This window comes from Pseudomonas sp. SED1, from assembly GCF_034044025.1.
In the GTDB taxonomy this organism is placed as follows: domain Bacteria; phylum Pseudomonadota; class Gammaproteobacteria; order Pseudomonadales; family Pseudomonadaceae; genus Aquipseudomonas.
The window spans coordinates 1-9145 of the sequence record NZ_JAXCIS010000145.1 but is presented as its reverse complement, the minus strand read 5'-3'; the positions used below and the strand labels follow the sequence as shown (position 1 = coordinate 9145).

Sequence of the window (9145 nt, the reverse complement as noted above, 5' to 3'; positions counted from 1 at the left end):
TTACTTTTGCGCTTTTCAAAAGTGACCCGCTGTAAGAGCGGAACCAATCGAAGCCATCACCCAAACAACGGATATGCCCCCAATTCATCGCGCCCACCGCGGCTTGCGCTTCTGCACAAAAGCCTGAGTCCCCTCAATCCCTTCCTCGCCACAAACCGCCTCGGCAAACCACTCAGCCGCCTGATCCAGCAACGGCCCCAAAGCCTGCTCACCACTGGCCAAGACCAACGCCTTGGTCCGCGCATTAGCCCCCGGAGCACAACGCAAAACCTGCCCCAACACCTCATCCACCCGCTCCGCCAACGCCTGCGGATCGTGCTCCACAAAATGCACCAACCCCAACCGCAGCGCCTCAACCCCATCAAACCGCGCCGCCGTCAAAGCCAACCGCCGCGCCTGAGTCAGCCCGATACGCTTCACCACAAACGGCGCAATCTGCGCCGGCAACAACCCAAGGCTGGTCTCCGGCAACCCAAACTGCGCCTGATGATCCGCAATCGCCACATCACTGACACACACCAACCCCAACCCGCCCCCCAGCACCGCCCCCTGAAGCACCACAATCACCACCTGCGGCAACGCCTCAACTTCCTGCAGCAGTGCGCCAAACGCCCGGTTCAACGCCTGCAACCCACCCGTGGCCCCGGCGCGCGCCATGTCCTTCACATCCCCACCCGCCGAAAAATGCCCACCGGCGCCACTGATAACCACCGCCCGCAAGGCTTTATCCCCTGACACATCGGCCAGTACCGCCCGCAACTCGGTCACCATCTCAAGGCTCATGGCATTCCGGCTGTCAGGCCGATTGAGCGTCACATGCAACACCCCGTTATGCGGCTCCAGCAACAACGTATTCACGACTTTTTCCCCGGCAAGGTGCCCATCAATTTGCAGATGATCCCCAGCATGATCTCGTCCGCCCCGCCGCCAATCGACACCAACCGCACATCCCGATAAGCCCGGGCCACCGGGTTGTCCCACATGAACCCCATACCGCCCCAATATTGCAGGCAACTGTCACTCACTTCCCGTCCCAGGCGCCCGGCCTTGAGCTTGGCCATCGAGGCCAGTCGCGTCACGTCCTGGCCCTTGATGTACTGCTCGGTGGCCTGGTACACCAAGGCCCGCAGGCATTCGATTTCGGTAGACAGTTCGGCCAGGCGAAAGTGGATCACCTGGTTGTCGATCAACGGCTTGCCGAAGGTCTTGCGCTCCTTGCAGTACTCGATGGTGCTGTCGATGCAGTACTCCAGGCCCTTGACCATATTGGCCGCGCCAAACAGTCGCTCTTCCTGGAACTGCAGCATCTGCATCATGAACCCCGCGCCTTCATGGCCGATGCGGTTGCGCTGGGGGATGCGCACGTCGTCGAAAAACACTTGGGCGGTTTCCGAGCTGTGCATGCCGAGCTTTTCCAGGGGCGGGCTGACGCTGATACCCGGGGTGTTCATCGGCACCATGATCAGCGACTTGTTGATGTGCGGCTTGTCGTCGGAGGTGTTGGCCAGCAGGCAGATAAAGTCGGCGCTCGGTGAGTTGGTGATCCACATCTTGCTGCCGTTGATTACATAGTCGGTGCCGTCCTTACGGGCATGGGTTTTCAGCCCGGCTACGTCGGAGCCGGCGCCGGTTTCCGAGACGCCAATGCAGCCCACGTGCTCGCCGCTGATGGCCGGGCGCAGGAATTCTTCGCGTAACTCATCGGAGCCGAAACGGGCCAGCGCCGGGGTGCACATGTCGGTTTGCACGCCGATGGACATCGGGATGCCGCCGCAGCGGATGCTGCCGAACTCTTCGGCGGCGACGATGGAGTAGCTGTAGTCGAGGCCCATGCCGCCGAATTTTTCCGGCTTGGAGATACCCAGCAAACCAAGGTCGCCGGCCTTGCGGAAGATCTCGTGGATCGGGAAGCGTCCGGCCTTTTCCCATTCATCGACGTGGGGGTTGATCTCGCGCTCGACAAAGCCACGGACGGTGCGACGCAGCTCTTCGTGTTCCTGGGTGAAAATCATTTTTGTTGTTCTCCCTATGGGGACGCGGAGCGTCCCGGGCTGCATTCCCACGCGGGGCGTGGGAACGATCATCAAAACCGCGCTGCACCAAAGCTGTTGGGCTGTAGTTGCCGCACTTCGGCCTCGTGGCAGATGTCCAGCAGAAACCCGAGCAAGGTCCGTGTGTCCCGGGGGTCAATCAGCCCGTCGTCCCACAGGTTTGCGCTGCCGTAGAGGGCGGTGGACTGGCTGTCGAGTTTCTGTGCGGTGACCTGTTCGAGCATGTCGAGCACCTTGGGGTCGGGCACCAGGCCGTCTTTCAATTGCTTGGCTTCGGTGACGATCCGCAGCACCTTGCCCGCCTGGGCGCCGCCCATCACGGCGGTGCGGCTGTTGGGCCAGGCGAAGATGAAGCGCGGGTCGAGGCCACGGCCGCACATCGCGTAGTTGCCGGCACCGTAGGAACCACCGACGACGATGGTCAATTTCGGCACCCGGGCATTGGCCACCGCCTGAATCATCTTCGCGCCGTGCTTGATCACGCCTTGCTGCTCCGACTCGGTGCCCACCATGAAACCGGTGGTGTTGTGGAAGAACAGCAGCGGCGTCAGGCTCTGGTCGCACAGTTGGATAAATTGCGCGGCCTTGCTCGCGCCCTTCGGTGTGATCGGCCCGTTGTTGCCGATAAAACCACAGGCGCGGCCCTGGATATGCAAATGGCCGCAGACGGTGTGCGGATCGAACTCGCCCTTGAACTCCAGGAAGTTGGAACCATCCGCCAGTCGCGCGAGGATTTCGCGCACATCGTAGGGCTTTTTCGGGTCGTCGGGGATCAGCCCCAGCAGCTCTTCAATCGGGTACAGCGGCTCGGCATAAGCACGTGACCGAACAACCGGCAGCCGGTCATCCCACGGCAACAGGCTGACGATCTCACGCACGATGCGCACACCGTCAGCGTCGTTTTCCGCCAGGTATTCGGCAGTGCCGGCGGTTTGCGCGTGCATCTCGGCGCCACCCAGTTCTTCATCGGTGGCGACTTCGCCGGTAGCCGCCTTGAGCAGCGGCGGGCCGGCCAAAAACAGCTTGGCCTTGCCGCGCACCACCACCACGTAATCCGAAAGCCCCGGCTGATAGGCGCCGCCCGCCGTGGCCGAGCCATGCACCACGGTGATCTGCGGCAAACCCATGGCCGACATCCGCGCCTGGTTGGCGAAGCTGCGTGCGCCTTCGACGAAAATCTCGGCAGCGTAGTTGAGGTTGGCGCCGCCGCTTTCTGCGAGCGTCACCACCGGCAGTTTGTTTTCCATGGCGATCTGTTGCAGGCGCAGGGATTTTTTCAGGCCCGAGGGGGAAATGGTTCCGCCCTTGATCGCACTGTTATTGGCCACCACCAGCATGCGCACGCCGCTGACGTAGCCGATGCCGGCGATCAACCCGCCACCGGCAGCGCTGCCGTCCTTGTCGTCGTGCAGTTTGTAGCCGGCCAGGCTTGCCAGTTCGAGGAACGGCGCGCCCGGGTCCAGCAGCAAATTCAGGCGTTCCCGTGGCAGCAGTTGCCCGCGCTTGTCGAACTTGGCCTTGGCTTCGGCGGCCTTGCTCAACAGGTTTTGCTCCAGCTGGCGCAGTTGATTGACGCCTGTGAGCATTGCTTCGCGGTTCTGCGCGAATTGCGGGCTGTGGGCGTCGAGTTGCGAGTCGATCACCGGCATGGCTTATTTCTCCTCCTTGAGCACGTCCGGCAAGTACGCCCGGTGGAAACCGTTAAAGGACGCACTCGGCGGTTGCGCCTTGTGCAGCGGCCAGGCGCGGCTGCCGAGGCTGGCGGCGCCGTCGATGCGCAAGGTGCTGCCGCTGACGAACGCGGCGGCGGGGCTGAGTAAAAACACAATCGCCGCGCTGACTTCCGATTCGGTGCCGATGCGCTTGAGCGGCACGTGTTCGCGCAAGGTCGGGATCACCGCCTTGAATGCTCCTTCGTAGGTGTCCATGCCGCTGGAGGCAATCCAGCCGGGCGCCACGGCGTTGACCCGCACCCCGGCGTAACCCCATTCGAAGGCGGCGGTCTTGGTGAAGTTGTCCATGCCCGAACGTGCCGCGCCGGAGTGGCCCATGCCCGGCATGCCGCCCCACATTTCGGCGAGCATGTTGACGATGGACCCGCCGTGCGTGCTCATGCACTGGTTGAACACTTCCCGGGCCATCAGGAAACCGCCCACCAGGTTGGTGCGCAACACCGTTTCAAAGCCCTTCTGATTGATCGACGCGAGCGGCGAGGGGTACTGGCCGCCAGCGTTGTTCACCAGGCCATGAACCGGGCCGTGCTCCTGGAGGATCTGGCTGACCAGCGCCTTGACCGCTTCTTCATCACGAATATCGCAGGCCTGCCAGCTGGCGCGGCCGCCGTCTTCACTGATCTCCGCCGCGACCGTTTGCAGTTTTTCCGGCTTGCGTCCCACCAGGATCACATGGGCGCCGAGGGCTGCCAGCTCGTGGGCAGTGCAGCGGCCAATGCCACTGCCGCCGCCGGTAACGATGATGGTCTGCCCCTGGAACAAGTCGGCTTTGAAGATCGAGTCGAAGGCCACGGCGTGGGTCCTTTAAGTGAATTGATCGGCTATGTGCTGCGGCACGGCAATCGGTATTTCCAGCAGTTGCTGGGCGAAGGCCTTGCCTTGGGGGTCGATGCGCAGGCTGGCAATCCCGCCGCCGCCCAAGGCGTTTTCCAGCAGGAAGTTCAGGCTGTGGCTGCCCGGCAAGTACCAGCGTTCGACGCGGCCGTGGATCGGGTCGAGTACGTGGCTCATCCAGTCGACGATCACTTCGGGGGTCAACGCTTCGGCGATCCACGGCAGGTATTCGGGCTCGCGGGCGATCACGCCGATGTTGCTGTGGTTGCCCTTGTCGCCAGAGCGCGCCACGGCCAGTTTGATCAGCGGCACGTTGGCGTCGGCGCGGCCTTGGGGTTTGGGCGGGTCGATCAAGGCGATGGAAGTGTTCAGCGGTGCGGTGCCAGGCAATTCGCAGGCATGCCGCTCGCCAAGAAAGTCGACCTGCAATTGGCAGGCGCTTTTATCGATCAGGAACGAAAACAGCCGAATCAGCGGATACACCGTGGGCCGCCCGCCTACGATCCCGGTGAGCCCCGGCGCCATGCCGGTGGCCGCCTGGGCGATCTCCCGGGCGAACAGCACCAGCGCCTGTTTGCTCGGGTGACGCACCGCCAGTTTCAGCACCACTTCGCGGCAGTCCTGGCGTTGGGCGTGGGGGCCGTAGGTGGCTTCGCTGCCCAACAGTTCGATGTTGACGTCGGTGTAGGGCGCCCAGCCGCGCTGGCTTAACAGCTCTGAGGTTTTGTTGATGATCGCCTGGCTGACCCGCTCGGCCTTGGCCACCGCGTCGATCCCGGCAATCAGGCAACTGGCGGTGCAGCGAAAGCCGTCCGGGTAAGTGGCGCTGACCTTGTACTGGTCGGTGGGCGGCAGGCCTTTGGCGCCGTGCAGGTGCACGCGGTTTTTGCCTTGTTGCTGGAGCTTTACGTGGCTGAAGTCGCAGATCACGTCGGGCAACAGGTAGGCGCGCGGGTCGCCGATTTCATACAGCAATTGCTCGGCGACGCTCAGTTCGCTGATCAGCCCGCCGGTGCCGTCGACTTTACTGACGGTGAACTGGCCGTCGGCGCTGACCTCCACAATCGGGAAGCCAATGTGTTCGTAGTCCGGCACCTCGCGCCAATCGGTGAAGTTGCCGCCGGTGCACTGGGCGCCACATTCGATGATATGCCCAGCCAGTGCCGCCTGGGCCAGGCGGTCGTAGTCCTGCCAGGACCAGTCGAATTCATGCACCAGCGCTGCGCTCACCACTGCGCTGTCGACCACACGGCCGGTGATGACGATATCGGCGCCCAGCGTCAGCGCCTGCACGATGCCCGGCGCGCCGAGGTAAGCGTTGGTGGACACGCACATCGCCGGCAAAGGTGCGCCGCTGAACATGTCGGTGATGCCGTGCAGTTGCTTGAACTGCGGTTGCAGGTCATCCCCCAGCAGCACGGCGATCTTCAACGGGATTTGCGCCTGGTCGCAGGCCGCCTGCAACGCGGCGGCGCAGGCCTGGGGGTTGATGCCGCCGGCATTGCTGATCACGCGGATGCCCTGGCGCTGGATATCCGCCAGCAGTGGCGTCAGCACCTCGACGAAATCCGTTGCGTAGCCGGCCTGGGGATCCTTCATCCGTGCCCCGGCGAGGATCGACATGGTGACTTCGGCCAAGTAGTCGAACACCAGGTAATCCAGCGCACCGCCTTCTACCAACTGCGCAGCGGCGGTGCAGGTGTCGCCCCAGAAGGCGCTGGCGCAGCCGATGCGTACCGTCTTGTTCATGGGGCGTCCTTCCTCTGGTTTGCTGGTACCAACACTACCAAGCAAGCGCTTGGTTTGTAAACTCTGGTCACAACTTTGCCCCAAGCGCTTGCTTGGTTGGCTGCCACGGCCTAAATTGCCGCCCAAGACGTAACCAGAAGTTAAGGAGAGCAGCATGGATGAGCAAAAAGCCCTGCGGGTGATGCGCACCATGGTCGACGCCGGCCAATTGACCGACCCCGACAGTGCCCGTGGCAAGTTGCTGCAAACCGCGGCCCACCTGTTTCGCAATAAAGGCTTTGAGCGCACCACCGTGCGTGACCTGGCCGGCGCGGTCGGGATCCAGTCCGGCAGCATCTTTCATCACTTCAAGAGCAAGGACGAAATCCTGCGGGCGGTGATGGAGGAAACCATCCATTACAACACCGCCCTGATGCGCGCGTCCCTGGCCGAGGCGACCAACGTGCGCGAGCGGGTGCTGGCGCTGATTCGCTGCGAATTGCAGTCGATCATGGGCGGCAGCGGCGAGGCCATGGCGGTGCTGGTGTATGAATGGCGTTCACTGTCGGCCGAAGGCCAGGCTCAGGTACTGGCCTTGCGCGATATCTACGAAGACATCTGGTTGCAGGTGTTGGGGGAGGCCAAGGATGCCGGTTATATCCGGGGCGATGTGTTTATCACCCGACGCTTCTTGACCGGTGCCTTGTCCTGGACCACCACCTGGTTTCGCGCCCAGGGCAGCATGACCCTGGAGCAACTGGCCGATGAAGCTTTGCTGATGGTTTTGAAAGCTGACTAGTCCGTTGGCGCAAGCTATTAATTGTGTGGCAGAAAGTTGTCTCGATAGACAAAAACGCCTAGCTTAGCGGGATCAAAGTTTTCGACGGTGTGTGCCTTGATGTTTTCGCCCTGGCGATTGGCTGCAGGACTCTCAATATTGGCACTTGGCACACTGTGGCTGATGCCGGCTTCGGCCGCTCAGTTGGTGAGGGTGGGGGCTGCGCATTTTCCACCGTACACCGTGCGCCCGGAGCAGGGCGCCGACACCGGGTTGCTGCCGCAATTGCTGGAAGCCTTGAATGCCCTGCAAACCGATTACCAGTTTGTGCTGGTGCCCACCTCGATCCCCCGGCGCTTTCGCGATTTCCAGCAAGGCCGGGTGGATATGGCGATCTTCGAAAATCCGGCATGGGGTTGGCAGGACATCCCCCACACGGCAGTCGACATGGGCCTGGAAGACGCGGAAATCTTCGTCGCCCAGCGTGAGCCCGGCCGCGACCAATCGTACTTCACTGAGCTGACCGGCAAGCGCCTGGCGGTGTTCAGCGGCTATCACTACGCGTTCGCCAACTTCAACCCCGACCCCAGGAACATGGCGGAGCACTTCAACGCCACCCTGACCTATTCCCACGACAGCAACCTGTTGATGGTTGCCCGGGGCCGCGCCGACATTGCATTGGTAACACGCTCCTACCTCAGCGATTTCCTGGTGCGCAACACCGAGACGGCGGGGCAGTTCCTGGTGTCTGAGCGGATTGACCAGGTGTACCACCATTTCGCGCTGCTGCGGCCCAAGGCGCCGATCACGGGGCCGGTGTTCGCCGGGCTGCTCAAGCAACTGCGGGACAATGGCCAGTTGCTGAAGATCTTCGAGCCTTACCGCATCGATGTGATGCCGGTGCCGTGATCGTCTAAATTTTTGCCCCTGGCTCACGTCACTTGTTGAACTGTCGACGATTCGTGAGCCCATCCCATGTCCAATCTGAATGACCTGTCTGTCCTGCCGTTGCCGGCGGGGCCTGCCCTGAATGCTGATGAAACTGACAGCCGTCTGAGCCTTACCCTTGAGGGGCAGCCGCTGATTCGTTTGCGCCTTGAACGGGGTGATGAGCTGCTGGTGCATTTGCAGGAGCCCGACCGTGTGCCGGCTGCCCGTGCTTTGTGGGCGGCGTGTTACTGGCTGTTTACCAAAGAGCCTGAGCGTCAACGGCTGGCCTGGCGTCTTGAGCATGCGCCGGAGGATGCGTTGCGCAGTGGGTTGCTGGTGGCGACCGAGGTTGCCGGGCAGTTTTATTGTGAGCGCACGTTGTTTTGGCAATTGCCGCAACCGTGGTTGGGGCAGTCGGTGACCGGGACTTATCCGCAGCAGATGATGATCAGTGGTGGCAAGCGCCATCCCGCTCGCGCGCCGAAGCCGCGGGGTGAGGTTTATCGGCGGTTTGATGCGCGGTTGGGGGCTTGGATTTCGCTGCGAACGGTTGAGATTGATGTTGATCTGGCGCGGTTTAATCGTTGGCAGAACAGTGCGCGGGTGGCGAATTTCTGGCAGGAAAGTGGCAGCCTGGAGCAGCATCGGGAGTATCTGGACAAGCTGGACGTGGATCCCCATGCGTTGACGTTGATCGGGTGTTTCGACGATGAGCCGTTTGCGTATTTCGAGGCGTATTGGGCCAAGGAGGATCGGATTGCGCCGTTCTATGACGTGGCGGATTACGATCGCGGGATTCATATGTTGGTGGGTGAGGAGCATCACCGGGGGCCGCATAAGGTTGCGAGTTGGTTGTCGGCGTTGGTGCATTACCTGTTTCTTGATGACCCGCGTACGCAGCGTGTGGTGGCGGAGCCTCGCGCGGATAACGGGCGGATGATTGGGCATATGCAGAATCAGTGTTTCCACTGTGAGAAGGAGTTTGATTTTCCGCATAAGCGGGCGGCGTTGATGATCCTGGGGCGGGAGCGGTTTTTTGAGCGGTGTGGGTTGGTTTGATCGGGGGCATATCCGTTATTTAGGTCACGGCC

Annotated in this window: 8 protein-coding genes; 3 read left to right on the top strand and 5 right to left on the bottom strand. The window is 62.1% G+C overall.

What is annotated here, in order from left to right:
* Positions 1 to 84 precede the first annotated feature (84 nt).
* The 5 genes from SNL23_RS18760 to SNL23_RS18740 all read right to left on the bottom strand — a co-directional run bounded on the left by SNL23_RS18760 (position 85) and on the right by SNL23_RS18740 (position 6367).
* On the bottom strand, positions 85 to 858 hold the full coding sequence (locus SNL23_RS18760; protein WP_318303080.1) for an enoyl-CoA hydratase/isomerase family protein: 774 nt from the start codon (positions 856 to 858) through the stop codon (positions 85 to 87).
* Positions 855 to 2012: a citronellyl-CoA dehydrogenase gene (atuD, locus tag SNL23_RS18755; protein WP_076015312.1), complete on the bottom strand. Its 1158-nt coding sequence runs from the start codon at positions 2010 to 2012 to the stop codon at positions 855 to 857. Before atuD ends, SNL23_RS18760 begins: the two co-directional genes overlap by 4 nt.
* A 71-nt stretch (positions 2013 to 2083) precedes the next feature.
* Positions 2084 to 3700 (bottom strand): geranyl-CoA carboxylase subunit beta, encoded by a 1617-nt coding sequence (gene atuC, locus SNL23_RS18750; RefSeq protein WP_318303079.1) that lies wholly within the window; start codon positions 3698 to 3700, stop codon positions 2084 to 2086.
* A gap of 3 nt (positions 3701 to 3703) precedes the next feature.
* Entirely contained in the window at positions 3704 to 4576 is an 873-nt protein-coding gene (locus SNL23_RS18745) for an SDR family oxidoreductase (RefSeq protein ID WP_318303078.1), read from the bottom strand.
* 12 nt (positions 4577 to 4588) lie between these two features.
* On the bottom strand, positions 4589 to 6367 hold the full coding sequence (locus tag SNL23_RS18740) for an acyclic terpene utilization AtuA family protein (protein ID WP_318303077.1): 1779 nt from the start codon (positions 6365 to 6367) through the stop codon (positions 4589 to 4591).
* Positions 6368 to 6521: 154 nt separating this feature from the next.
* Here SNL23_RS18740 and SNL23_RS18735 point away from each other — a divergent pair, with 154 nt between their 5' ends.
* From SNL23_RS18735 to SNL23_RS18725, 3 genes are all read left to right on the top strand, one after another.
* Positions 6522 to 7145, top strand: a complete 624-nt coding sequence (locus SNL23_RS18735) for a TetR/AcrR family transcriptional regulator (RefSeq protein WP_318303076.1) — start codon at positions 6522 to 6524, stop codon at positions 7143 to 7145.
* Positions 7146 to 7244: 99 nt separating this feature from the next.
* On the top strand, positions 7245 to 8033 hold the full coding sequence (locus SNL23_RS18730) for a substrate-binding periplasmic protein (RefSeq protein WP_076015317.1): 789 nt from the start codon (positions 7245 to 7247) through the stop codon (positions 8031 to 8033).
* A gap of 66 nt (positions 8034 to 8099) precedes the next feature.
* Positions 8100 to 9113 carry a GNAT family N-acetyltransferase gene (locus SNL23_RS18725; protein ID WP_318303075.1) on the top strand — a complete coding sequence of 338 codons (1014 nt, stop codon included), beginning with the start codon at positions 8100 to 8102 and terminating at the stop codon, positions 9111 to 9113.
* The last annotated feature ends 32 nt before the right edge of the window (positions 9114 to 9145 follow it).